General features: G+C 42.2%; 19 protein-coding genes. 18 read left to right on the top strand and 1 reads right to left on the bottom strand.

Annotation, left to right across the window (positions count from 1 at the left end):
- Positions 1-41 precede the first annotated feature (41 nt).
- The 16 genes from ompR (at position 42) to XBJ1_RS00885 (ending at position 20,715) form a co-directional block, all read left to right on the top strand.
- The gene (gene ompR, locus XBJ1_RS00810; protein ID WP_012986801.1) at positions 42-761 is read left to right on the top strand and encodes a two-component system response regulator OmpR; all 720 of its coding nucleotides are present in this window, start codon (positions 42-44) and stop codon (positions 759-761) included.
- Positions 758-1,759: an ATP-binding protein gene (locus tag XBJ1_RS00815; RefSeq protein ID WP_038198216.1), complete on the top strand. Its 1,002-nt coding sequence runs from the start codon at positions 758-760 to the stop codon at positions 1,757-1,759. The genes ompR and XBJ1_RS00815 overlap by 4 nt, the downstream gene beginning before the upstream one ends.
- 184 nt (positions 1,760-1,943) lie before the next feature.
- The gene (gene pstS / locus XBJ1_RS00820; RefSeq protein WP_038198217.1) at positions 1,944-2,984 is read left to right on the top strand and encodes a phosphate ABC transporter substrate-binding protein PstS; all 1,041 of its coding nucleotides are present in this window, start codon (positions 1,944-1,946) and stop codon (positions 2,982-2,984) included.
- 102 nt (positions 2,985-3,086) lie between these two features.
- The gene (gene pstC, locus XBJ1_RS00825; protein WP_012986804.1) at positions 3,087-4,043 is read left to right on the top strand and encodes a phosphate ABC transporter permease PstC; all 957 of its coding nucleotides are present in this window, start codon (positions 3,087-3,089) and stop codon (positions 4,041-4,043) included.
- A 58-nt stretch (positions 4,044-4,101) separates the two neighbouring features.
- Positions 4,102-4,953 carry a phosphate ABC transporter permease PstA gene (gene pstA, locus XBJ1_RS00830; protein WP_143827704.1) on the top strand — a complete coding sequence of 284 codons (852 nt, stop codon included), beginning with the start codon at positions 4,102-4,104 and terminating at the stop codon, positions 4,951-4,953.
- A gap of 45 nt (positions 4,954-4,998) precedes the next feature.
- Positions 4,999-5,775, top strand: a complete 777-nt coding sequence (pstB, locus tag XBJ1_RS00835; RefSeq protein WP_012986806.1) for a phosphate ABC transporter ATP-binding protein PstB — start codon at positions 4,999-5,001, stop codon at positions 5,773-5,775.
- Positions 5,776-5,792: 17 nt separating this feature from the next.
- Complete coding sequence (phoU, locus tag XBJ1_RS00840; RefSeq protein WP_012986807.1) at positions 5,793-6,509, top strand: phosphate signaling complex protein PhoU; 717 nt, start codon at positions 5,793-5,795, stop codon at positions 6,507-6,509.
- 157 nt (positions 6,510-6,666) lie between these two features.
- Positions 6,667-7,515, top strand: coding sequence for an ABC transporter substrate-binding protein (locus XBJ1_RS00845; RefSeq protein WP_012986808.1), 849 nt, complete (start codon positions 6,667-6,669; stop codon positions 7,513-7,515).
- 76 nt (positions 7,516-7,591) lie between these two features.
- Positions 7,592-8,329: an amino acid ABC transporter permease gene (locus XBJ1_RS00850; RefSeq protein ID WP_012986809.1), complete on the top strand. Its 738-nt coding sequence runs from the start codon at positions 7,592-7,594 to the stop codon at positions 8,327-8,329.
- Between the two features lies 1 nt (position 8,330).
- Positions 8,331-9,080: an amino acid ABC transporter permease gene (locus tag XBJ1_RS00855; RefSeq protein WP_012986810.1), complete on the top strand. Its 750-nt coding sequence runs from the start codon at positions 8,331-8,333 to the stop codon at positions 9,078-9,080.
- 379 nt (positions 9,081-9,459) lie between these two features.
- Positions 9,460-13,176: an inverse autotransporter beta domain-containing protein gene (locus tag XBJ1_RS18930; protein WP_158304276.1), complete on the top strand. Its 3,717-nt coding sequence runs from the start codon at positions 9,460-9,462 to the stop codon at positions 13,174-13,176.
- Between the two features lie 482 nt (positions 13,177-13,658).
- Entirely contained in the window at positions 13,659-15,239 is a 1,581-nt protein-coding gene (locus tag XBJ1_RS00865) for a hypothetical protein (protein WP_012986814.1), read from the top strand.
- Positions 15,240-15,383: 144 nt separating this feature from the next.
- Complete coding sequence (locus tag XBJ1_RS00870; RefSeq protein WP_012986815.1) at positions 15,384-16,961, top strand: hypothetical protein; 1,578 nt, start codon at positions 15,384-15,386, stop codon at positions 16,959-16,961.
- A gap of 399 nt (positions 16,962-17,360) precedes the next feature.
- Positions 17,361-18,044 carry a hypothetical protein gene (locus XBJ1_RS00875; RefSeq protein WP_143827609.1) on the top strand — a complete coding sequence of 228 codons (684 nt, stop codon included), beginning with the start codon at positions 17,361-17,363 and terminating at the stop codon, positions 18,042-18,044.
- Between the two features lie 343 nt (positions 18,045-18,387).
- The gene (locus XBJ1_RS00880; protein ID WP_012986818.1) at positions 18,388-19,038 is read left to right on the top strand and encodes a hypothetical protein; all 651 of its coding nucleotides are present in this window, start codon (positions 18,388-18,390) and stop codon (positions 19,036-19,038) included.
- A 339-nt stretch (positions 19,039-19,377) separates the two neighbouring features.
- The gene (locus XBJ1_RS00885) at positions 19,378-20,715 is read left to right on the top strand and encodes an NCS2 family permease (protein ID WP_012986820.1); all 1,338 of its coding nucleotides are present in this window, start codon (positions 19,378-19,380) and stop codon (positions 20,713-20,715) included.
- A gap of 57 nt (positions 20,716-20,772) precedes the next feature.
- Here the strand turns inward: XBJ1_RS00885 and XBJ1_RS00890 are convergent, their stop codons facing one another.
- Entirely contained in the window at positions 20,773-22,242 is a 1,470-nt protein-coding gene (locus XBJ1_RS00890) for a glycosyltransferase family 39 protein (RefSeq protein WP_012986821.1), read from the bottom strand.
- Positions 22,243-22,389: 147 nt separating this feature from the next.
- Here XBJ1_RS00890 and yihI point away from each other — a divergent pair, with 147 nt between their 5' ends.
- Both yihI and hemN read left to right on the top strand, forming a co-directional pair.
- On the top strand, positions 22,390-22,908 hold the full coding sequence (yihI, locus tag XBJ1_RS00895; protein ID WP_012986822.1) for a Der GTPase-activating protein YihI: 519 nt from the start codon (positions 22,390-22,392) through the stop codon (positions 22,906-22,908).
- 214 nt (positions 22,909-23,122) lie between these two features.
- Positions 23,123-24,496: an oxygen-independent coproporphyrinogen III oxidase gene (hemN, locus tag XBJ1_RS00900; RefSeq protein WP_012986823.1), complete on the top strand. Its 1,374-nt coding sequence runs from the start codon at positions 23,123-23,125 to the stop codon at positions 24,494-24,496.
- Positions 24,497-24,506: the final 10 nt, after the last annotated feature.

Consider the following 24,506-nt stretch of genomic DNA (forward strand, 5'->3'; position numbering starts at 1 on the left):
TAATGGATATGGCGGGCATGGAGCATCTTGGGAGCTGAAACATGCAAGAGAGTTATAAAATCCTTGTTGTTGATGATGATATGCGCTTGCGGGCGTTGTTGGAGCGTTATTTATCAGAGCAGGGTTTTCAAGTTCGTAGTGTAGCAAATGCAGAACAGATGGATCGCTTATTAACCAGAGAATCCATTCAATTGATTATACTGGATTTAATGTTGCCAGGCGAAGATGGCCTATCTATCTGTCGAAGATTGAGAAGCCAGCATAACCCGATCCCCATTATCATGGTGTCAGCGAAGGGGGAGGAGGTTGACCGGATTGTTGGCCTTGAAATCGGCGCTGATGATTATCTCGTCAAGCCTTTTAACCCGCGTGAACTGCTGGCTCGTATGCGAGCGGTGATGCGCCGTCAGAGCCATGAGTTACCGGGGGCACCAACGCCGGATAATGCGGTAGTGAAGTTTGGCAAATTCAAACTCGATCTTGGAACGCGTGAAATGTTCCATGAAGATGAGCAATTGTCCCTGACCAGCGGCGAATTTTCTGTATTGAAAGTTTTAGTTTCCCACCCTCGCGAGCCACTGTCGCGGGATAAATTGATGAGTCTGGCACGGGGAAGGGAATATGGTGCAATGGAACGCTCCATTGATGTACAGGTTTCCCGTCTGCGCCGCTTGATTGAAGAAGATCCTGCCCATCCCCGCTATATTCAGACGGTCTGGGGGCTGGGATACGTTTTTGTGCCTGATGGAAGCAAGGTATGAAAAGGCTCTGGCTCTCTCTGCGCGCTTTGTTCTCCCATGTTATTTATTTAACTTTGGTAATTGTGCTGGGCAGCCTGATGATCAGTTATCTGGCTGCCCAGAGACTGGTCGAGATGGAAAAACTCTCATTCGCCATCGTGTTCTTTTATGTCTTTGCCAGTGTTTTCACGGCGGCTTCGGCTGTTTCTATCACCTTCTGGTTTTACCTACGCGCCCAGAGACAGCCATTGAGAACGATGCAGAAAGCAGTGAGAGAGATGGAAAAAGGGAAAATAGCAGCACCACTCCCCGAAGCGGGAGCTCCTGCCATACGTTCGCTGATCAGGGCGTTTAATCAAATGTCGACAGCGCATAAAGCGCTGGAGACGGATCGCGCTAGCTTGATAGCGGGTGTGAGTCATGACTTGCGCACACCATTGACTCGCATACGGCTGGCGCTGGAACTGATAGAAGGGAAAGACAATTTTCTTCGGGAATCTATCAATCGTGATATTGAGGAGTGTAATGCGATGATCGATCAATTTATCGATTATCAGCGGTCTGGGCAAAATATGCCAATGTTGTGCTGCGAGTTGAATGGGTTGCTTGATGAAGCGATAACTGTAGAAAATGACGGCGTCGGGAATATTGAAAATCATCTGTCAGCCAACCCGGTTGTCATTATGGCTAATCCCCTGTCAATCAAACGCGTCTTGAGCAATATGTTCACTAACGCCCATCGCTATGGACAGGGATGGATTCGGGTCAGTAGTGGCGTTACGGAAAAGTTTGGCTGGTTTCAGGTGGAAGATAATGGCACAGGGATGACAGAAGAAGAAAGCGCTACCCTGTTCCAGCCCTTCACACAGGGGCAACGCGTTCACAATAATGGGGGGGCAGGTCTGGGGCTTGCCATCATCCGACGCATCGTTGATATCCATGATGGTTACATCGAAGTCGGAAGAAGCGAAAAAGGCGGGTTGTCCATGCGCGTTTATATCCCACGGGTGACGAAATAATAATGTCCCTTCAAAAGAGGCTGTCATAAAAATGTCATAATTAATACATTTTGCTGTCATTGAATTAACTTATTTTTCCCCTGAATCCTTTTTTCAGATAAAAATTATTCAGATACAGGCAAAGTTGTTGACGTAGTTTGACGCTTGTTTTTAATTAATGATGCGTATCCCAGCAGGAGGGAGTATGAAACCAATGCGTACCACCGTGGCAAGCATCATGGCAGCAGCACTTGCCATGACATCTCTGTCTTCGTTTGCTGCTTCCAGTCTGACGGGAGCGGGGGCGACATTCCCGGCACCGGTATATACCAAGTGGGCAGATTCCTATCAAAAAGAAACGGGCAATAAAATCAATTATCAGGGTATTGGCTCTTCGGGTGGTGTGAAACAGATTATTGCCCATACCGTTGATTTTGGTGCATCTGATGCCCCGCTTTCTCATGAAAAACTCGAAGCTGATGGCCTGTTCCAGTTTCCAACGGTGATCGGTGGCATTGTGCTGGCCGTGAATATTTCTGGTATTAAATCCGGCCAGTTGGTCTTGGATGGCAAAACCCTCGGTGACATTTATCTGGGCAATATCAAGAAATGGAATGATCCGGCGATTACAAAACTGAATCCCGGCCTCAGACTCCCCGATCAGAATATCGCCGTCATTCGTCGTGCGGATGGCTCTGGTACTTCCTTCGTCTTCACCAGCTACCTGTCCAAAGTGAATAGTCTCTGGAAGGAAAAAGTCGGGGTGGGTTCGACGGTTAAATGGCCGGCCGGCTTGGGGGGCAAGGGTAACGATGGCATTGCCGCGTTCGTCCAGCGTTTGCCCGGTTCCATCGGTTATGTCGAATACGCCTATGCGAAACAAAATAACCTCGCTTATACCAAATTGATTTCGGCAGACGGCAAAGTCGTTGCGCCTACTGAAGCGAATTTCAGTGCTGCGGCGAAAGGGGCGGATTGGAGCAAAAGTTTCGCTCAGGATCTGACAGCCCAGAAAGGTGACAATGTGTGGCCGATCACTTCAACGACTTTTATTCTGATCCACAAACAGCAGAAAAATGCGGCGAATGGGATTGAAGTGCTGAAATTTTTCGATTGGGCTTATGAGCAGGGCGGAAAACAGGCGAAAGATCTGGATTATTCTGTCCTGCCGCAAGACGTCATTGGACAGATACGTGCAGCATGGAAGCGCGACATAAAAGACAGCAGTGGTAATCCGCTGTACTAAAATTATCTTTATATTAACCGTTGTTGAATCGGTCACTTTGATTCATTCCCCCTTTGCGCCCTTTTGCTGAGGGGGAAATTAACCCAAATGAGAATTAAGCGTATGGCCGAACGTAAAACGGCACTGAAAGCACCAAGCAAAAATGGCGATATTATTTTCAGCGCACTGGTTAGACTAGCTGCGCTGATGACGTTATTTCTGCTGGGGGGCATTATCATTTCGCTGATTATTGCTGCCTGGCCGAGTATCAAAACTTTTGGTTTTGGTTTTCTATGGAACAAGGATTGGGATGCGCCGGCAGAGCAATTTGGCGCACTGGTGCCGATTTATGGCACATTGGTGACCTCACTGATTGCCCTGATTATTGCCGTTCCTGTGAGTTTTGGTATTGCCCTGTTTTTGACGGAACTGGCACCTAACTGGTTGAAACGTCCGCTGGGCGTGGCGGTTGAACTACTGGCCGCGATCCCCAGTATTGTTTATGGCATGTGGGGGCTGTTTGTCTTTGCTCCTCTGTTCGCCACTTATTTCCAGCAACCTGTCGGTGATGTGCTGTCGAGTATTCCCATCGTGGGAGAACTGTTCTCCGGCCCGGCTTTTGGTATCGGCATTCTGACGGCAGGCATCATTCTCGCCATCATGATTATTCCTTATATCGCTTCCGTTATGCGTGATGTGTTTGAGCAAACGCCGGTCATGATGAAGGAATCCGCCTATGGGATCGGCTGTACAACCTGGGAAGTGATTTGGCGTATCGTCCTGCCTTACACCAAGAATGGCGTGATTGGCGGCGTCATGTTGGGGCTTGGCCGGGCGTTGGGGGAAACGATGGCGGTGACCTTTATTATCGGTAATACCTACCAACTTGACAGTCTCTCTCTCTACATGCCGGGGAATAGCATTACGTCCGCCCTGGCCAACGAATTCGCCGAAGCGGAATCCGGCTTGCATACCGCAGCATTGATGGAACTGGGACTGATCCTGTTTGTGATCACCTTTATTGTGCTGGCGTTGTCGAAATTGATGATCCTGCGTCTGGCAAAGAATGAGGGGCGCTGAGATGACCACGGGTAATAATCCTCAGCCACGTGCGGTTGGCGCGATAAATACGGCGGAGATGAACAACCGCCGCCGGATGCAGGCATGGCGCCGACAGAAAAACCGTATTGCCCTGTTGTTGTCTATGGCAACGATGGTATTTGGCCTGTTTTGGTTGATCTGGATTTTATTCTCCACCGTCACCAAAGGCATTGATGGCATGTCGCTGGCGCTGTTTACTGAAATGACACCCCCGCCTAATACCGAAGGTGGCGGGCTGGCAAACGCCATCGTCGGCAGTGGGCTGCTGATTTTCTGGGCAACCGTGTTTGGCACGCCATTGGGTATCATGGCCGGCATCTATCTGGAGGAGTATGGCCGCCGCTCATGGCTGGCTGAAGTGACCCGCTTTATCAACGATATTCTGTTGTCAGCACCTTCGATTGTCGTCGGATTGTTTGTTTACTCGGTGATTGTGACAAAAATGCAGCATTTTTCCGGTTGGGCAGGGGTTATCGCATTGGCGTTGCTCCAAATTCCCATCGTGATCCGCACGACCGAAAACATGTTGAAACTTGTCCCGGATAATCTGCGCGAAGCCGCTTATGCGCTGGGTACACCGAAATGGAAAATGATCTCTGCCATTACGTTAAAGGCTTCGATATCCGGCATCATGACCGGTGTCTTGCTGGCGATAGCCCGTATTGCAGGGGAAACCGCGCCTTTGCTGTTTACCTCGCTTTCCAATCAGTTTTGGAGCACCGATCTCAGTCAGCCGATTGCGAACCTGCCCGTTACCATCTTCAAGTTTGCCATGAGTCCTTTCTCTGACTGGCAGCAACTGGCGTGGGCAGGAGTCTTGCTGATTACCTTGTGTGTACTGCTGATCAACATTGTGGCGCGTGTGCTGTTTAAGAATAAAAAGCACTGATATTTTCAATATGCAATGAAAAGGCATTTAAGAGAGAAGCAACTGATGAATAAGGCTAACGACATTGCAGGAAGCAAAATTCAGGTACGTGATCTGAACTTCTATTACGGCAAATTTCACGCGCTGAAAAACATCACACTGGATATCGAGCAGAATAAGGTGACAGCCTTTATCGGCCCGTCGGGGTGCGGCAAGTCCACGTTACTGCGCACTTTCAACAAAATGTATGAACTGTATGGCGAACAGCGGGCAGAAGGCGAAATTATCCTGGATGACACCAATATTCTGACCGATAAACAGGATATCGCCCTACTGCGTGCCAAAGTCGGCATGGTGTTCCAAAAACCAACGCCATTCCCGATGTCCATTTATGACAATATTGCTTTCGGTGTGCGTTTGTTTGAGAAACTGCCAAGGGCTGAAATGGATGAACGCGTCCAATGGGCGCTGACAAAAGCCGCATTGTGGAATGAGACCAAAGACAAACTGCACCAGAGTGGTTATAGCCTTTCCGGTGGTCAGCAGCAGCGTTTATGCATTGCCCGTGGTATCGCGATCCGCCCGGAAGTTTTGTTATTGGATGAACCGTGCTCGGCACTTGACCCGATCTCCACCGGACGCATTGAAGAGTTAATCAGTGAATTGAAATCGGAATATACCGTGGTGATCGTCACCCATAACATGCAGCAGGCCGCGCGCTGTTCTGACCACACTGCATTTATGTACCTCGGAGAGTTGATCGAGTTCAGTGACACAGACACGCTGTTTACCACACCCAGAAAGAAACAGACTGAAGATTATATTACAGGCCGTTACGGTTGATATGGGGCATATAGCGTATGGACAATCTGAATCATAGCAAACACATTTCCGGCCAGTTCAATGCAGAGCTGGAACATATTCGCACGGAATTAATGACAATGGGTGGGCTGGTGGAAGAACAGCTCAGTAAGGCGATTCTGGCGATGCACAATCAGGACGGAGAGCTGGCTCGGCAAGTCATCGAAGATGACCAGAAAGTGAATATGATGGAGGTGACGATCGATGAAGCCTGCGTCCGTATCATCGCCAAGCGCCAGCCGACCGCGAGTGACTTGCGCCTGATTATGGTGATCTCTAAGACCATTGCAGAGCTGGAACGCATTGGTGACGTTGCGAATAAAATCTGTCAGACGGCGCTGGAAAAATTCTCGCATCAGCAGCAGCCCTTGCTGGTCAGCCTGGAATCGTTGGGACGCCATGCTATCCAGATGCTGCACGATGTACTGGATGCTTTTGCCCGTATGGATCTGGAAGAAGCCATCCGCATCTACCATGAAGATAAAAAAGTCGATCAGGAATACGAAGGGATCGTCCGCCAGTTGATGACTTACATGATGGAAGATCCCCGCACTATTCCAAGCGTCATGACCGCGCTTTTTTGTGCCCGCTCCATTGAACGTATCGGGGATCGTTGTCAGAACATTTGTGAATTTATTTTCTATTACGTCAAAGGGCAGGATTTCCGTCACGTTGGCGGCGATCAACTAGAAAAACTGCTCACTAAAGACCAATGATCTTAACTGCCTGAAACGCGGGAATTTTATTCCGGCGTTTTTGGCTTTCTTATTCCTAAAAATGATAAACATATCATTTTATATTATTTCAAGTGCTATATTGAAATTGATAGCTTCTGTCGGACAATAAATATTTTATTACCAACAGGGGTGTTCAATGAAATTTCGCAATCAATCCCGCGTAGCGACTGTTGCGCTGCTGACCAGTCTGGCATTGGTTTCTGGTGTGGCGAAGGCAGATAAACTTGATGATATTAAAAAAACCGGTACGGTACGGATTGCGGTATTCGACAGTAACCCACCGTTTGGTTTTATTGATCCGCAAACGAAAAAACTGGCGGGCTATGATGTGGACATCGCCAACGCGGTTGCCAGTGATCTCGGTGTAAAACTGGAATTACGTCCGACTAACCCAGCCAACCGTATTCCTCTGCTATCTTCCAAGAAAATTGACTTAATTGCCGCTAATTTCACGATCACCGATGAACGTGCCAAACAGGTCAATTTTTCCATCCCTTATTTTGCCACCGGACAGAAGTTCATTGCCCGCAAAGGTGTTCTGAAAACCCCGGATGATATCGCTAAGCTGCGTATTGGGGCAGATAAAGGCACTGTACAGGAGATCACGCTGCGTGAGCGTTATCCGACAGCAAAAGTCATCTCTTATGACGATACTCCACTGGCATTTGCGGCCTTAAGGAATGGTAACGTTCAGGCGATCACGCAGGATGATGCGAAATTGGTTGGTTTGCTGGCAAACGTACCGGAAGCGCAAAAAGCAGATTTTGAAATTTCACCCTTCAGCATTACCCGTGAATATCAGGCGGTAGCCGCTACCAAAGGAGAAGATCGGTTGATTAATGCGGTTAACCAGACGCTGCTGAAACTGGAAAAAGACGGTGATGCAGAGAAGATCTACAACCGTTGGTTTGGTGCTGAGACGAAATCGGCTCAGCCGCGTGGTGATTTTAAATTCGCCCCATTAGACAGTCAGGCAAAACCTTAATCTACTTTAGGAAAATAACGCCTGAAACTAGCCCCGTTTTTGCGGGGCTTTGCTGTTTTTTTATGCGGTGAATGATATGTTTGAGCAATTTATTACCGAACACTTACTGGCTCCTGAATATCTGCGATGGCTCTGGCAGGGGTTCCTTATCACCTTATGGCTTTCTGTCTGCACCATCATTTCTTCTACCTTGCTGGGTTTTATGATTACTGCAGCGCGGGACAGCCAGATCAAACCGTTGCGTTGGCTGGTTACGGCTTACACCACCGTATTCCGCAATACGCCACTGTTGGTACAACTGTTTTTCTGGTATTTCGCTTCCGGTCAAATTTTACCTCAGGCCGCCATGATTTGGCTGAATACCTCCCATGAAATCCCCATTGCGGGTCTGACACTGGCATGGCCATCCTTTGAATTTTTGGCGGGGTTTATTGGCTTGACGCTCTATTCCGCGCCTTTTGTGGCTGAGGAACTGCGGGCAGGCATTCAGGGCATCGGCCGTGGGCAAAAATACGCCGCGCATGCATTGGGGCTGACGGACTGGCAGGCCATGCGCTATGTCGTATTGCCGCAGGCATTGAAAATCGCCATGCCACCCCTGTTGGGGCAATATATGAATATCGTCAAAAATTCCTCATTGACGATGGCGATTGGTGTGGCAGAGCTTTCCTACGCTTCCCGTCAGGTGGAGACGCAATCACTGCAAACCTTTGAGGCGTTTGGTGTCGCGACGGTACTTTATATCGCCGTCATTGCCATCATGGAAGGTTGGGGACAGTGGCGTCAACAGAGAATACTGGTGAGGGGATACTGATATGGACTTTACCGTTATTACGGAAAATTGGCGCTACTTGTTGCTCGGCACCTTTCCTGATGGGCCGTTGGAAGGCGCGGCGCTAACCTTGGTGATCAGTATCATGGCAGGGGTGATTTCCATTGTCTTGGGTACGGTGGCGGGGGTTGCGCTGGCGATGCTGCGTGGCTTCTGGGTTAACCTGCTCGCGGCAATATTGGGCTTCTTCCGTGCCATTCCCGTGATTATGCTGATTTTCTGGACTTACTTTCTGCTGCCGGTGGTACTGGGAATGGAAATTCCCGAAATCACCACTGTGGTCTGTGCACTGGCGTTGATCACCTCCGCTTATTTGGCGCATGGCGTCAAAGCGGGCATTCTGGCGATTGGTGAAGGTCAATGGCGTGCAGGGTTATCGCTGGGCTTCAACCGTTGGGAAGTGTTGTGGTATATCGTCTTGCCGCAGGCATTGAGAATGATGGTGCCGTCATTTATTAACCAATGGATTGCCTTAATTAAGGATACTTCATTGGCCTATATTGTGGGTGTGGCAGAATTATCATTTTTAGCAACACAGGTAAATAACCGTAGCATGGTATATCCGATGGAAGTCTTTTTATTTGTTGCGCTGGTTTATTTTGTCATGTGTTTATCACTGGAGCTCATTGCCAACTCTGTCGCCCGCCGTTTTTCGATGCAACGGCAAAGAACAACACTGTTCGGTTTCTGGCGTAAAAAAACATTGATAATGATTCCGAAAATTAATATCTGAGCCTGATCAGATATTTTATGGTTGTATTAATTCCCTGCTGTTAAAGGCAGGGGATTTTTTATATCACTATCTTTTAAGATGGCTATTGGGTAATGAAATAAGTTAAGAAATGTTTTATTTGTAATAATAAATTAATCCAGAATTTCAAAAAGCAATAATTTTTTCTTATCGGCTGATAACTATTTTTCATTAATAGATATTTAATAATTTCTTCTAATATATCAAGATGGAATAATAGCATTATCTTTTTTCTACATGGATATTTGGTGATGAGATTTTGTTGCTTATAGACATTCTGAGGTTCTCATATATGTTTTCATATTTTAGTAAAATCATTCGTTTTGTTATTGTGTTATATGTATTAATTCTACCGTCTACAATGATGAATGCCTTTGCGGATGGCAATGTTCTGATTGAAAAAACAGATAATCATCACGTAAGTAACAAAACGTCTGATATAGACTTTTCGGTTAATGATTCAAGTAAAAAATTCTTGAATTCGACGACCAATAAAAAGGATACCATACAAAAAAACGAGGATATCTCAGAACCCGATACACCTAATAGCATTGCAAGACATCTTCAGACCGCAGGCAACATGCTGTCCTCTTCTCCTTCGCAATTGGCCGAACAAGCTAAATCTTATGCCTTGGGAAAATTAAATAGTACCGTCAATAATGAGGCACAAAAATGGTTATCTCAGTTCGGTACGGCCAGAATTAATTTTGCGCTGGATAAAAAGGGAAAGCTAGAGAACAGTGCGTTTGATATATTATTCCCCCTTTATGACAATAAAGCGGACTGGTTGTTATTTTCTCAAGTCGGTTATCGGAATAAAGACAGCCGGAATACACTGAACTTCGGTTTGGGAGGCCGTTATTTTCAGAATAACTGGATGTATGGCCTGAATACCTTTTTTGACCATGATTTCACCGGCAAAAACAGACGATTGGGATTGGGCGGGGAAATCTGGGGGGATTACCTGAAACTCTCGGCCAACGCGTATTATCGCTTAAGTGACTGGCAGCATTCACGGGATCACAAAGACTATTACGAACGTCCCGCCAATGGTTATGACATTAACGGGGAATTCTTCCTGCCGGCTTATCCCAATCTGGGCGCCAAGCTGACCTATGAACAATATTTCGGTGATAACGTGACCCTGTTCAACCGGGATACTAAACAGAAAAACCCTAGTCTGGCAAAGTTAGGGCTGACGTATACCCCCATTCCGCTGGTGACGATAGGAGTGGATTATAAACAGGGGGGAAGCGGGCATACCGAAACCCAGTTTTTAGCGAATTTTAATTACAGACTAGGCGTCCCGCTCAGTGTGCAGTTATCCTCGGATAATGTCGCATCTATGCGTACGTTGGCAGGCAGCCGTTATGATTTGGTTGAGAGAAATTACAATATTGTTCTGGATCATCAGAAAAAACAAAACCTGCAATTGTCCCTGCCGGGAGAGATTGTGGGTTATAGCCATGAACAGAAGACAGTCACAGCTAAATTCCACGATTCATCTATTAAGAAGGTTGAGTGGATATCTAATGGCACGTTTACCGACAATAAAGGCCAACTGTCTGACAACAAAGATCATACTGCGACCATTACTTTTCCCAAATATTCACCTGATGGTAATAACAATTACCCAATCCTTGCGATTGGAATGCTGGAGAACAACCAGAAATTACCCCCCGTTCAGATGCATGTGATTGTCAGGCCGTTTGTGGTGAAAAAAGCGGAAGAAGGCACATCATACATCACCCCCGCAGGGCCATTACCCGCCAGTGGTAAAGATAAAGATGCCTATACCATTACGCCGGTGATTACTTTTGATACCCCGGTAGGCGCCCCGGTAAAAAATGCCACGATTGATGATGTCAAATGGATAACTGAGCCGCCTGCTGATGGTAAATCTGGGCTGAAGTTGAGTTGGGAAAAACAAGAGACAACTAAGACGGATGAGAATGGAAAGTTACAGGCCGTGACTTTAACCAGTACTAAACCCCAGCAGAATGTAAAAGTTTATTTGCAGATGGGCGATGCTGATAAAGAGAAGCAATTAGTGGGAACGGTGAGTTTTGGGGAAGATACCGCGCGTTTTCATGTAAACAGTATTCAGGTTGAACCCAAAGAAACGCTGACTGCTGACGGAATTCAAGCCTATACATATACGGCGCTGGTATTGGATGGCAACAATCAGCCAGTGAAAAGGCAGAAAATTGATAAGGTTCACTGGGATCATGATAAGGAAGATAAAACGGGATTGAAATGGAAGAGCAGGGGAGATACTACCGACGAAGAGGGGAAATTAACCGCGGAATTAATCAGCTCTGATCCGGTAAAAGATGTCATGGTCACGTTATCCATAGAAGGGAATACGGATAAATCTGCAAAAGCGGATAAATCGGTTTCTTTTGACGCAGCAAACGTCAATTTGGGACTTTCAAAAGTCAGCCCGATATTGGTGCGTGATACTTATACTTTGAAGGTAACGGCTAAGGATGCCAGTGATAATCCTGAGACAAATAAAAAGGTGACATGGCCGCAAAGTCAAAGTCTGCCGCAAGGGGTAATACTGACTCCAGCGAGTAGTATTACTGATGGTAATGGGGAGGCGACTGCGACATTAACCAGTACTGAGGAACAGACTGTGGATGTCACGGTTTCTGTAGAGGGTGTCGGAGAGAAGAAAACGAGCGTGGAGTTTAAATGGCCAACGATTACGTTCCAGCCTGCTTCGCCAAAAAATGGTGTTGTTGCTGATGGGAAGAAAGGCTATCAATTTATCGCAAAGGTCGTGGGCGCTGATGGACAAACACCTTATACGGATAAGGTGTTTCAATTTAAGTGGCATCTTCAGCTTTCACAGGATGCTGTTCAGGGAAAGACCTATTTATTGCATGAAGTCACAGATAATCAGAATAAAACATGGACAGCTCAACTAGCCAGTACCCAGACTCAGCCAAAACCCGTTGAAGGTGCAAAAGTTTGTTTGGCGATTGAGGGAGGGCCATCGACATCAATGGCTTGTTCAGAGCCAGTGAGTTTTGTTCCACTTCCCGCGAATGTTGAAATCAAATCTATTGAAGTTAATTTTGACCCTCAAAAACCATTAAAAGGTAATTGGAGTGATTCATATCTCTATAAGGCGTTGGTTTTTGATAAGAATACAAAGGAAAAACTGGCTAACTATAAATTTAAACCCAGTGAAATACATTGGAGCCGTGATCCAGACTCCGGCAAGGTTGATGATCAATCTCTTGCTTTATTTGACCAAGATCTTGAAACAGATCCCGATGGTTATTTAACGGTGAAACTGAAAAGCTATGTGGGGATTAAAGGCGTTAAGGTGAAATTGATGATATCTACTCTGTATGGTAATGAGCCTGGGGCAGCTGAAACAGCAGTCGATTTTGAAGTTGCACCACAGTTAGCTGGGCTTTATCTCTTTAAGAAAAGTGATCCAACAAATGTTAATAAGTTCTTTCCTGAACAGGAAAGACCTTACAATGCCATTGGTGGTGATATGAGAGGGGAGCTAAGAACGCTGGATAATAAGCCTCTTGATAACCCGGAATATACATGGGAGCCCAAAAGCACAGATACAATTCTACCCGGTGAAAATAAAGGTACATTTATGATCAACAATTTTGGAAAAGTGACAATCAATGCTCAAGTTAAAACATCCTATGGAAATAATTTATTTTATGAACGATGGTATGTATATAAAATTAATATGCTTAGACTTTTTAATAGGGCAGGTCAGAGAGATTCACTTTATGATCTTTTTGACGAGAAAATAAGGTGTGAAAATATTGCTTCCTCAAAAGCATATACACCCAATCTAAAAAATATCAAAGGGTCAGGAAAGGGTGAAGCGCTTTCTGAGGAGTTTCCTAATGCTTATTCTTGGGGATTATTTGATGGTTTAGACTTTCCTAATACGAGGGAAAAAGAATATTTTGCTAGATTCAGAGTTGATAAAGGTGAATCACCAAGTAATGGGTATGAGCTCTATAATGCTGCCTATGATAAAATGATGGACAGTAGCATTACTAGTGCCTTTTTAATTTGTGTGACTGGTCATTAATCTATGTATTTTACGGAAGAAAATCCAGACACAGATTTAATCTCATTGACCATGTGCTTGGTTAGATAAGCCTGATTAATATCAGATTTTATGAGAATATTTTCATTCACATATGTTGCTAGAAAAATAATATTTATTTATTATGTTGATGAATGTAAATATTAACAATGTAAATTGTTTATGGTGTTGTTTTTTGTAATATTGTTCTATAAATATGTGATAAAAAATAGTTATCATGTGATAACTATTTTTCATTATATTTTTTTAATTTAATATTGCATATTGTGTGTTAAATTTTGATAAAATTAATAATATGTGAATAAAGATTTCATTATAAATAAAACCATATAGGGAGTAAAAATATTTCTTGATAAAATTAGAGTAAAACTCTATGAAATACTGCAACTTATATATTATCTTAAAGTGCTAATGTTTATTTAAATAAACATTATTTTTTTGAAGATTAAAATGAGATTATCATTATGGCTAGTAATATAACAACATCTCCTGCTAGTAAATCAAAAATAATTGTAGGTCAATTACTAACGGCTAATATTACTTTTGAATCTGATATAGCAATGTCAACTAATATTTCTTTTGAATTAACTAATCCAGTCAATCTTACAATATCTAATACTGATTTTTCAGTGTTAGATAACTCTAAGAGTTTTACTGTTACCACTAAATTTCATATTAGCGAAAATATAAATGAAGGTGATACAGTTAGTTTTTTGATTAAACCTAATGATCATGCAATTGCACTTGGTTTTAAAAAACAAACAATTAGTTATTTTCCTCATGATGTAGACAGACATTCATTAAATATCCATTTTGATCAAACCGTCGTGGATGCATTAACTACAGATAAGCCGAATATACCACCGAATGGTCAATCATATAGTTTAGCTACTGCATTAGTCACAGATAGAAAAGGTAAGCCTCTTGCTGGAGAGACTATTACGATCATAGGAGGGTTTGCGGCTAATTTAGATAAGGTAAGAATATTTAGTTCCAATAAGAATGTGCAATCAGAAATAAAAAAGAATTCACTTTATGGTCAGTCGTCTATTGATATAAATACTGACAAATACGGAAAACTTGAATTTTATGTTTATCCAAGTGATAAATCACAATTTGTATTTGACTTACAAGCTAGAATAACAGATGCAACACAGTTTGTGTATTCAGAAGATAGGTTATATATTTTGAATGACGATCAGGGTGACCCATTTAATGCTGATCAACAGACATTAGCTCCTCCTGATATTTTAGAACGTCAAGGAGATAAGCTAACTGAAAGTGATGGCTCATCTACATTTACCGCTTTAATTGACAATTATGAAGGTGAAAGCGAGAATGATAGTATACTATTTTTTGTTGATGGAAAATATGCTCATCAACAATTTTTAACTAGCAAGAAAAAATATAATCATGGTTATACTTTCCAATTGCCTTATAGCATTTTACCATTAAATAAGTATGCTGGTTTTTCTTATATTATAGTTACTGTCGATGGAAACCTTAAATTTTCGGCTGGAATGGACATAATGTATAATGGTGGTTCAAAAAATCAGCCATTGGATAATGTACCAAGAGTTTATGACATGTGTACTGTATATTCTAGTTTTGGGTATTCCAATGCATCTGATTTAGTACTATATAATGATATGGTTAATTGTTTTACAATATCCCGCCATTTGAAGACTAAGCTTAAAGCGGGGTTATATGTTGCAATTACTGGCACCAATGATCCTACAGATAAAACTAAAGTACCGTTTGGAACTGAGGTGACATTGACTTTATACATCGATTCTTATAAGAAAAAAACAAATCAGATATTTAAAATAAAAATGCCAACTCAGCCTGATGAAGGTAGCAAAAACATAGCAACATATATAATCCCAATTCCTTATAAATATGTGAATGATGTTGTGACATTTCCTAATGGTGCGGCTGGGAGTATTTATTTTGATTATCAAATCAATGAGTCAGGTAAAATATCCTACGGAAACATTTGGATGGCATCTATTGATACGACTCTTTGTATAGACCCGGATGATTGAAAAAGTAGTTATTAGTTTTTAATATAATATGAGTGATGTTTGAAAGTGGTTGGTTGTTTTAGGTGACTCAATATTATTTTTGTAAATAAGATTATATCTTTATAAAATAAAATGAGTCATCTAAATTATAATGAGGATGGTATAATGTCTAATACGATAAACGTGTCAGTAGATGATAAATCAAATATAGTAATCGGACAGGTGTTAATTCTTAATGTTGTTTTTAAGTCTGATTCAAATATACCCATTAATTCTAAATTTGAACTCAAAAATTTAATGAATGCCACGGCATCTAACATATGTTTTTCAATAAAAAATAGCGATAATTATCATTCAGTTACTACTGAATTACATATTGATAAAAATCTCAGAACAGGTGATATAGTTAGCTTTGATATTGTACCTAACGCTCATGCTGTTGGCTTTTCGACAAAAACGATTAATTATACTGCTCATGAGGTGGACTTGGATTCATTGGGTATTTATTTTGAGGAAGATGTTATACCCGCATTGATGACAGATGAAGTTAATATACCTCCAAATGGGAAATTATATACTCGGGCCATTGCAATGGTCAAAAACATAAACGGTTATCCACTTTCTGAAGTGCCAATTACTATCATTGGAGGATATTTACCTAATTTAGATAAAGTCAAGATATTCCTTTCTAATCAAGATCCAAATACAGAGGTATCGAAACAGTCGTTATACGGAGAGCAGTCTATTGTTTTAAACACAGATAAAAGTGGCAAACTGGAGTTTTATATCTACTTAAGTGATAAGTCTCAATTTGTACTTGATTTTAAAGCGAGAGTGTCCGGTAAAACAGGTTTTGTATTTTCAAGAAATAAGTTATATATTATTGATGACGATCCTGGGGCGCCATCCAATATTGCTAAACAGACGTTGAACTCTCCTAATATTATAGATTATAGCGGTGAGCTTAGGGGAAATGATAGTTCTTCTACATTTTTGGTTTCAATTGATAGTTATAATAATGCGAAAGAAGACGATACTATATTATTTTATGTAGATGGAAAGTATTCCCAACAGAAGATTGTTGTTAATGATATCAAAAATTTACATAATTATTTTATTCATTTGCCCTATACTATTTTTCCACTAAATAAGTTTGTTACTTTTTCTTACGTTGTTGTCTCTATTAATGGAAATATCCAATCTTCAGCTGGATCATATGTTAAATATGTTGGTGGAGGAAAAAATCAACCACTGGATGATTTGACAAGAGTTTATGATATGTGTACTGTATATTCCAGCTTTGGTCCTTTTATCCCATCTAATTTGGTCTTTAAAGACGATATAGTACACTATTTTACAATATCTCGTTACATGAATAATAAAGAGCATGATGGATTATTTGTTGTCATTACAGGAACCAATGATCCTACAGATAAAACTAAAGTGCCATTTGGTTCTGAGGTTACATTAAGTTTTCGCATCGACTCTTATAAAAAACAAGTCTATAAAACATTCACTAAAACAATGCCAACTCAGCCAGATCAGGGAAGTAAGAATACAGCAACATTAATTTTTGGTATTTCTTATGAGGATGTTAGTCATGTAGAGTCAGATTCTAATAGTGTAGCTGGCCGTATTTATTTTGATTATCAGATTAATGAGTTAGGTAAAATAACTTATGGTAAAATTTGGAAAGCAAGGATAGATACTGTACCTCCTAGTCCTGATGGCGATACTGATTAAGGAGGTAGTAATTAATTTCTAATGTGGCATGAAGAAATAAACTTTATGATTTATTCATTTTTAATGAGCAGCCCAAATTCGTGAACGAAAAACCATGAGATGGGCTGCATACTATATCAATAGTATTAAAAATATTTTCTTCTGTAAGAAATTATGAGCAATTTTATAATTGTCATAATCCTGGGATTTCTAATCGAGAAATAAAAAATTTAATCAATACACTTTCTTCAGGTGGTGCTTTCGCTGGTAGTGGAATGACTGGAGTAATCAGGAATCCCGAAAGTATAGTTACATCAGGTAATTATATAATTGGTGCAATTTATTCTATTGCTGTTGAAAAACCTGCGGGTTATATTTCAAATGGATATTAATAAAAAGAGTGATAACATGAGGATCTTCATGAGTATAAAAGAATTCATTTATAATGTTAGATTGAATTCTCTTTTAATAGAATTGATGAATCTAGATCATAGATTGAAGATAAATGATTCATCATTAAAAGAAGAAATCGGATATAAACAATTTAAATATCATTTTAATCCAGTTACGTCGAAAGTGTATTTTTTATTGGGGATAATTGGATTTAGTTTGGTCTTATCATCTTCAATGCTTTTGGCGGTTCTGATTTCTTATGTAATAGATAGTGGAGTTAATAAGTTAGCTATCATCACATGTATGTTATTGGTTTTTTCTATTCTTTCATTAATATTTTTTGGTTTTTTATCTTTAGGTAAGGGAAATAAGGAAGGGATTTACATACATCGTATACTATATCAATCTACATTAGTCATTAGTGTTTTATTATTATTATTTGATAGTTCGCCATTTTTGCATTTTTTCTATTATGCATTAGTTATGGTTTTTTCTTTATTAATTAAATTTATTATGAATAGTTATTTTTATTTTAATGCGGTAAGAGATATGAAGCTTTTCAGAATTACTCATATTTTTTTGACTAAAGATACACAAGAAATATTAAACATGACTCGGAAAGAGTCTAAAAAACGTATTAAAGAAGTTGAATTTCAGAGACGGCGTGAGATTAAAGAGAAGAAAAGAGTCAAAGAAGCAGCAGGAAAATAAAATTTATATACCTATCGTCATTGGAGATGCTTGATTTCTCATTCAAATCAGATAATGTTAACCAAGCAATTAAAGATAGGATAGAACAGGGTGGTACATTAAACGTTATCTTATAGAATCTATACAGAAGGCATTGCGGAACCATCTGAGAGACTCTCTCATCGCAACTGGTGGGTTTGTAGGTAGAGGAATGACAGGAACAATTAGGAATTCAGAAAATATATTAACGTCAGGTAATTATATGATTGGTTCTATTGTCTCTGTTGCTTACGAAAACCCTGTTAGTTAGTTATCTGAATAATTATATTGATTGCATTAATACATTGATTGTGATAACAACTATATGAATATGAAAGATTTTATTTTAAATACAGAATTTAAAAAACTTTTGGGTAAGGCTAAGGATCTGGAAGCAAAAATAAAAAATGCTGATCCAGTGTTAAAAAATATCACGTTGAATGATCTTAGTTATAATAAATATTTTTCTTACCCTGGTCGGTTTAAGATAGGTTTTATAATATTTTTTATTATGATAGTTTATATGGCTTTCTTTTCAGGTGTAGCGGTAGCTATACCTAGTTTATTAATGGAAAATCCAAGTTATGAAATAAAAGCATTTTCTTTTATTTTGTCATTAATAATTAGTGCTTTTATTTCATTTTCTCATATTGGGCTTACTTTGAGTGGTTATTATTATGGTCCTGTTGTCCAAAAATATACAAATACTGTTGTATTCTTTTTTAGTTTGTTTATATCTTATTTGAAAGGAGTGTATGACTCTGATTTCTTCTATTTTTCTGCTATAGCGTTATGTTGTTTGTTTATCAAGTTAATGTTGAATAGTAAATATTATTCTGGTTTTATATTGGCTAAAATGTTCATCAGGGTTGAACGTGTTATTTTTAATGATGAATTGGATAAAATAAAAGGATTTAATAAAAAGCAGTTAAGGGAATATTCAAGATCTATAAAATCGAAAAATCGTAAGAAATAATAGATAAAAAATAAAGAAAATAGAACCGAATAGGGAAAGCTAAATGGACATAAAACATATATTAACTAACAACCAATTCAGAAGTATTTTGACTCTGTATAAAATCACAGATAATAGAATCAGAAATAGTGATTCTTTACTTGTCGACGAACCGGATATCGTCAGGATTAAGGATAAAATAACGTCTGCCAATGAATCCGCACAAAAATCATTATGTTATTTAACTCATTGATTATGCTTGCCGCAATCGTTTACTTTTTTTATCTTTTCAGGGTAACGATTTGAATAAGTTTCCTGTAGGATAGGTCGAAAACTTCGTTTTTTGGGAATAAATATCATATGAGCACACTTAATTCTGGTCCTGCAAATCAACAGGGTCTGCTTCAGCGCGTGTTTAAGTTAGAGGAACATGGCACGACGGTTCGTACTGAAATGATCGCCGGGTTTACAACCTTTCTGACTATGGTTTACATCGTCTTTGTCAATCCGCAAATTTTGGCGGTGGCGGGAATGGATATCAAAGCCGTATTTGTTACCACCTGCCTGATTGCCGCATTTGGCAGCATTATGATGGGGTTGATGGCCAATCTTCCTGTTGCTGTTGCACCTGCAATGGGGCTGAATGCGTTTTTCGCTTTTGTCGTCGTCGGAGCGATGGGCATTTCGTGGCAGGTCGCGATGGGGGCGATTTTCTGGGGCGCGGTAGGGTTGTTGATCCTCACCATTTTTCGCGTTCGTTATTGGATGATCGCTAATATCCCTTTGAGCCTGCGCATCGGTATCACTAGCGGTATCGGGCTTTTTATCGCCATGATGGGGCTGAAGAATGCGGGCATTATCGTGCCAAATCCAGACACTATCGTCTCAATCGGCAATTTCGCTTCCCATAATGTTCTGCTGGGAACATTGGGCTTTTTTATCATTGCCATTTTGGCAGCGCGTAATTTTCATGCCGCCGTGCTGGTCTCCATTGTCGTCACAACCGTCATCGGCCTGATGATGGGTTATGTGGAGTATCACGGTATTTTTGACCTGCCGCCAAGCGTGATGAGCGTTGTCGGAAATGTCGATGTCAAAGGTGCATTGGATATCGCATTGTCCGGTGTGATTTTCTCTTTCATGCTGGTTAACTTGTTTGATTCTTCCGGTACGTTGATTGGGGTAACGGATAAAGCGGGTATTGCAGACAGTAGTGGTAAGTTTCCTCGCATGAAACAGGCGCTGTATGTGGATAGTATCAGTTCGGTTGCGGGTTCTTATGTCGGAACGTCTTCGGTGACAGCCTATATCGAAAGCTCTTCTGGGGTTTCTGTTGGCGGACGTACCGGGCTGACGGCTATTGTGGTGGGTATGCTGTTTCTGTTGGTGATGTTTGCTTCCCCGCTGGCTAGTATGGTGCCGGCGTATGCCACCGCAGGAGCGTTGGTTTATGTTGGCGTATTGATGACATCGAGCCTGACACGAGTGAAGTGGAATGATCTGACTGAATCCGTTCCCGCTTTTATCACTGCGGTCATGATGCCATTCAGTTTCTCTATTACAGAAGGTATTGCGCTGGGGTTTATCGCTTATTGCGCTATGAAACTGGGAACGGGGAAATGGCGTGAAATCAGTCCTTGCGTTATCGTCGTAACATTATTGTTTGTGCTGAAAATGGCGTTTGTCGATGCTCACTAAATAGCAGGGATGATAAGAAAAAGCCGGATATGCACTACCCGGCTTTTTTAGTTATCGTTACTGATTATTTTCAGGGGTAACGAAACCGATACAGACGGTTTCAGTTTTGGCACTCGGCTGTGGCCGGAAGGAGAATTCTTCCTTGTAGCTGATGACCAACACTGGCCATTGCTTGAGTGTAGACTGGAAGTTTTCCTGTTCGCAGCTCTTACCTTTCTCTCCCACCAATAACGCACCCTCTTTCACAATACTGCTCTCTTTGATATGGCGATTATACACATTAGGGGGCTCACCATTACCTAACTCCCAAGGCTGTATTGTTTCTGGGCGGTAATGACTGTAAAACGTCAGCCATTGATGCAGATATTCTCCGCCAACATAACGCAATGGAGTCGGATAAAGCTCATTCCAGCGCTGATCCAGTTGGTTAGCGAACGTTTTTATACCAACGAACTTTTGCCCGGCACCACGGACATTGGTTATCATCACACCGACATAGCCAATCCAAACCAATACCGCAAAGACTGCCAAACCCCGTAGTGTGTTTTTCAGGGGCTTGCGGGGGAGTACCGTCAGTGAACCGACGAGCAGCGCAGGTGCTACCGTCATAAATGGTTGTAGCCACTCGGTCATTCGCCCGCCCTGATTGAAGGAAAACCAGCCATAAATCAGCAGCAGGGGCAGCAGGATAACGATATTGGCCAGCGCGTTGGATTGCTGTTTCGGCCAGCCAATCCGTCCGCCTGACAGGTAAATGAACGCACCAACGATGAGCAAGGGATAGAACACGGAAAGTACCGCTCGCGTGGTGTGCAGGTTAAAGCCTTGCTGAATCTGGGAGTCGACCCATTTAAATGCGGCGAAGTCGTTATGCACCAGCCACCAGACGTTGGGCAATATCAGCATGAACCAGAGTGCGATAGCGAGATAAAACAGGGGCTCTCTATAGCTACGGCGTACTCTGGGTACGAACAGAGAGAGCAAAAATACGGAGCCAATGATAGAAAGTGAAGAATATTTTCCCATCGTTGCCAGCCCTGTGGTGAGGGCGAATGCCAGCCACCATTTGGGATGATCGTCAATGGCTCGTAGGAAAAACAGTAGTGCCCACGGCCAGAGCATGACTAACAGGTAATTATCATTATAAGGAATGATATCGAAGTTGATGATGCCGGACAGATTCAGTGTCAGCATGGCAAGCCACGCCAGTTCAACTTTGCCTGTCAACCGGAAAGCTAATCGCCAGACACCCAGCATTCCGATGGCAATGGCAAGAAAGTGGGTCAAATACCAGTAAAAACTGAGGGAAATTGTGCTGATGTGAATGGCGGGTAGCATCACTGAGCCCACTAGCCACGGATTTTTGGGTGATCCCCATTCTCCATTTATACCCCAATTTAAGGCTTCGACAGCATCATAAGGTACAGTAGGGTCGAGTGTGTAGCTTGCGACTACCCACAAAAGCGCATAGCCCGTGATCCAAAGAAACAACGGCATGCGATAAGACGAAGTATCAAAAAAACGCATAGCGGCAAATGATCATATTGATTGAGTTAAAGTTCCGTAGAATATTAGCTGAATTTTGAACAATTAGTGAATGACATTGGATGTTATAGGTGGTTTCTGTTAGATTCCGCGAAAAATATTCTGATTAAGCGAGTAGGATCACAAGCTATGAACCAGTTAAAGAAAAAGTCACCAGCGAAATTTTCGGCTGGTAAGCAAAAAAGAAAAAGCCGTGAAGAGTTGAATGCTGAAGGGCGTGAGCGTAAACGCCAGAAAAAACACAGTGGTCACCCATCTGGTAACCGTAATCACGGTAATGACAGTAACAAGAATCGTTCTGGAGACAAGCAGGGGCAAGATCCGCGTATCGGCAGTAAGGTTCCGGTTCCTTTGATTATTGGCGAAAAAGTCGTGGTAAAACCGGTTGTGGAAAAACCGAAAGCCAGCCAGAAGCCCCGTCTGTCACCACAGGAGGAGCTGGCAATGCTGGAGCAGGATGAGTATCTGGATGAGTTGCTGGCACGTCTCGAGAAGGGTGAAGAACTCTCTCAGGAAGAAAATGCTTATGTTGACGAGAAGCTGGATCGTATCGATGAGTTGATGGAAGAACTGGGCATCAATCTGGAAGAAGATGACAGCGAAGAAGAGAAGAAAGAAGATATCATGCAGTTGCTGAAGGGTAAGTAATTTCAGCATAAATTTGTCGCGATCATAAAGGTAGATTCATTCTGATAACCTTACTTATAACCACAGTATTAGTATGTTATTTATTGTGGTTATTGGGTAAACTATGGCAGCTATTGAGACGTAAAAATTGGTTGACTCGTGCCATCGGAACACAGCGCTGTAATTCAGTAAAAGCGTTGCGTTTCGGGGGGCGAAAACAACGGAAGGAATCAGTATGTCAGAGCCAGTCATTGTTTGGGATTTACCTTTGGTTCAGAAATATAACTATTCAGGGCCTCGTTACACTTCATACCCAACAGCTCTGGAGTTTAACCAGCAGTACGATAATACTGCTTTTGCACAGGCCGCCGCGCGTTATCCCGATCGTCCACTTTCCCTCTATATCCACATTCCGTTTTGCCACAAGCTCTGTTATTTCTGTGGCTGCAATAAATTGGTCACTCGCCAGAAGCATAAGGCAGATGACTATCTGAATATTCTGGAAAAAGAAATCACGGCACGAGCCAGATTATTCTCCCAGCGGAAAGTCAGCCAAATGCATTGGGGTGGCGGGACGCCAACTTATCTCGACAAAACACAGATCAGCCGATTGATGTCGGTGCTGCGTAGCCACTTTGATTTTCTGCCGGAATCCGAGCTTTCTATTGAAATTGATCCACGTGAGATCGAGCTGGATGTGATTGACCATCTGCGCCATGAGGGTTTTAACCGCCTGAGCATGGGAGTACAGGATTTTAATAAGGAAGTGCAGCATCTGGTTAATCGTGAGCAGGATGAGGATTTTATCTTCGAACTGGTCAATCGCGCCCGCGAAACGGGTTTTATTTCGACCAGCATTGATTTGATTTATGGCCTGCCGAAGCAGACATCAGAGAGTTTTGCCTTTACATTGCAGCGGGTGCTGGCGTTGTCTCCTGATCGCCTGAGTGTGTTCAATTATGCTCACCTGCCGGACTTGTTTGCGGCGCAGCGTAAAATCAAGGAGCATGATTTACCGAGTGCGGAACAGAAGCTGGATATTTTGCAGGGCACCATTGCTACCCTGACGGGCAATGGTTATCAGTTTATTGGGATGGATCACTTTGCCCGCCCTGATGATGAACTGGCGATTGCCCAGCGGGAAGGTGTTTTGCACCGCAATTTTCAGGGATACACCACTCAGGGAGAGTGTGACTTATTGGGCATGGGCGTTTCTGCTATCAGCATGTTGGGCGATAGTTATTCCCAGAACCAGAAAGATCTCAAAATCTACTACGCGGCGGTGGAAGAACAGGGTCATGCTTTGTGGCGTGGTTTAGTGCTGACACAGGATGACTGTATTCGCCGTGATGTGATCAAAGATCTTATCTGCAACTTTCGGCTGACTTTTGCGGATATCGAACAGCGTTATGGGTTGAATTTTGCCAACTATTTTGCCGAAGACCTGCAACTGTTGGCTCCGCTAGTGGAAGATGGGCTGGTAGATATCACGGAGAAGCAGATCCAGGTATTGCCAAAGGGACGGTTGCTGATCCGCAATGTCTGTATGTGTTTTGATAGCTACCTGCGTAATCAGATGCGTCAGCGGCAGTTTTCACGGGTGATATGAGCCAGTAAAT

It is taken from the genome of Xenorhabdus bovienii SS-2004, assembly GCF_000027225.1.
GTDB classification, from domain to species: Bacteria; Pseudomonadota; Gammaproteobacteria; order Enterobacterales; family Enterobacteriaceae; genus Xenorhabdus; species Xenorhabdus bovienii_C.

What these genes read in the sequence shown, in the direction of transcription:
- pstS (WP_038198217.1), top strand. Translation starts at nt 1,944, where the DNA reads ATGAAACCAATGCGTACCACCGTGGCAAGCATCATGGCAGCAGCACTT.
- XBJ1_RS00890 (WP_012986821.1), bottom strand. Translation starts at nt 22,242, where the DNA reads ATGCGTTTTTTTGATACTTCGTCTTATCGCATGCCGTTGTTTCTTTGG.
- hemN (WP_012986823.1), top strand. Translation starts at nt 23,123, where the DNA reads ATGTCAGAGCCAGTCATTGTTTGGGATTTACCTTTGGTTCAGAAATAT.
- pstB (WP_012986806.1), top strand. Translation starts at nt 4,999, where the DNA reads ATGAATAAGGCTAACGACATTGCAGGAAGCAAAATTCAGGTACGTGAT.
- XBJ1_RS00875 (WP_143827609.1), top strand. Translation starts at nt 17,361, where the DNA reads ATGAGTATAAAAGAATTCATTTATAATGTTAGATTGAATTCTCTTTTA.
- XBJ1_RS00845 (WP_012986808.1), top strand. Translation starts at nt 6,667, where the DNA reads ATGAAATTTCGCAATCAATCCCGCGTAGCGACTGTTGCGCTGCTGACC.
- XBJ1_RS00880 (WP_012986818.1), top strand. Translation starts at nt 18,388, where the DNA reads ATGAATATGAAAGATTTTATTTTAAATACAGAATTTAAAAAACTTTTG.
- XBJ1_RS00815 (WP_038198216.1), top strand. Translation starts at nt 758, where the DNA reads ATGAAAAGGCTCTGGCTCTCTCTGCGCGCTTTGTTCTCCCATGTTATT.
- XBJ1_RS00855 (WP_012986810.1), top strand. Translation starts at nt 8,331, where the DNA reads ATGGACTTTACCGTTATTACGGAAAATTGGCGCTACTTGTTGCTCGGC.
- XBJ1_RS00850 (WP_012986809.1), top strand. Translation starts at nt 7,592, where the DNA reads ATGTTTGAGCAATTTATTACCGAACACTTACTGGCTCCTGAATATCTG.
- pstA (WP_143827704.1), top strand. Translation starts at nt 4,102, where the DNA reads ATGAACAACCGCCGCCGGATGCAGGCATGGCGCCGACAGAAAAACCGT.
- XBJ1_RS00865 (WP_012986814.1), top strand. Translation starts at nt 13,659, where the DNA reads ATGGCTAGTAATATAACAACATCTCCTGCTAGTAAATCAAAAATAATT.
- pstC (WP_012986804.1), top strand. Translation starts at nt 3,087, where the DNA reads ATGGCCGAACGTAAAACGGCACTGAAAGCACCAAGCAAAAATGGCGAT.
- phoU (WP_012986807.1), top strand. Translation starts at nt 5,793, where the DNA reads ATGGACAATCTGAATCATAGCAAACACATTTCCGGCCAGTTCAATGCA.
- XBJ1_RS00885 (WP_012986820.1), top strand. Translation starts at nt 19,378, where the DNA reads ATGAGCACACTTAATTCTGGTCCTGCAAATCAACAGGGTCTGCTTCAG.
- yihI (WP_012986822.1), top strand. Translation starts at nt 22,390, where the DNA reads ATGAACCAGTTAAAGAAAAAGTCACCAGCGAAATTTTCGGCTGGTAAG.
- ompR (WP_012986801.1), top strand. Translation starts at nt 42, where the DNA reads ATGCAAGAGAGTTATAAAATCCTTGTTGTTGATGATGATATGCGCTTG.
- XBJ1_RS18930 (WP_158304276.1), top strand. Translation starts at nt 9,460, where the DNA reads ATGATGAATGCCTTTGCGGATGGCAATGTTCTGATTGAAAAAACAGAT.
- XBJ1_RS00870 (WP_012986815.1), top strand. Translation starts at nt 15,384, where the DNA reads ATGTCTAATACGATAAACGTGTCAGTAGATGATAAATCAAATATAGTA.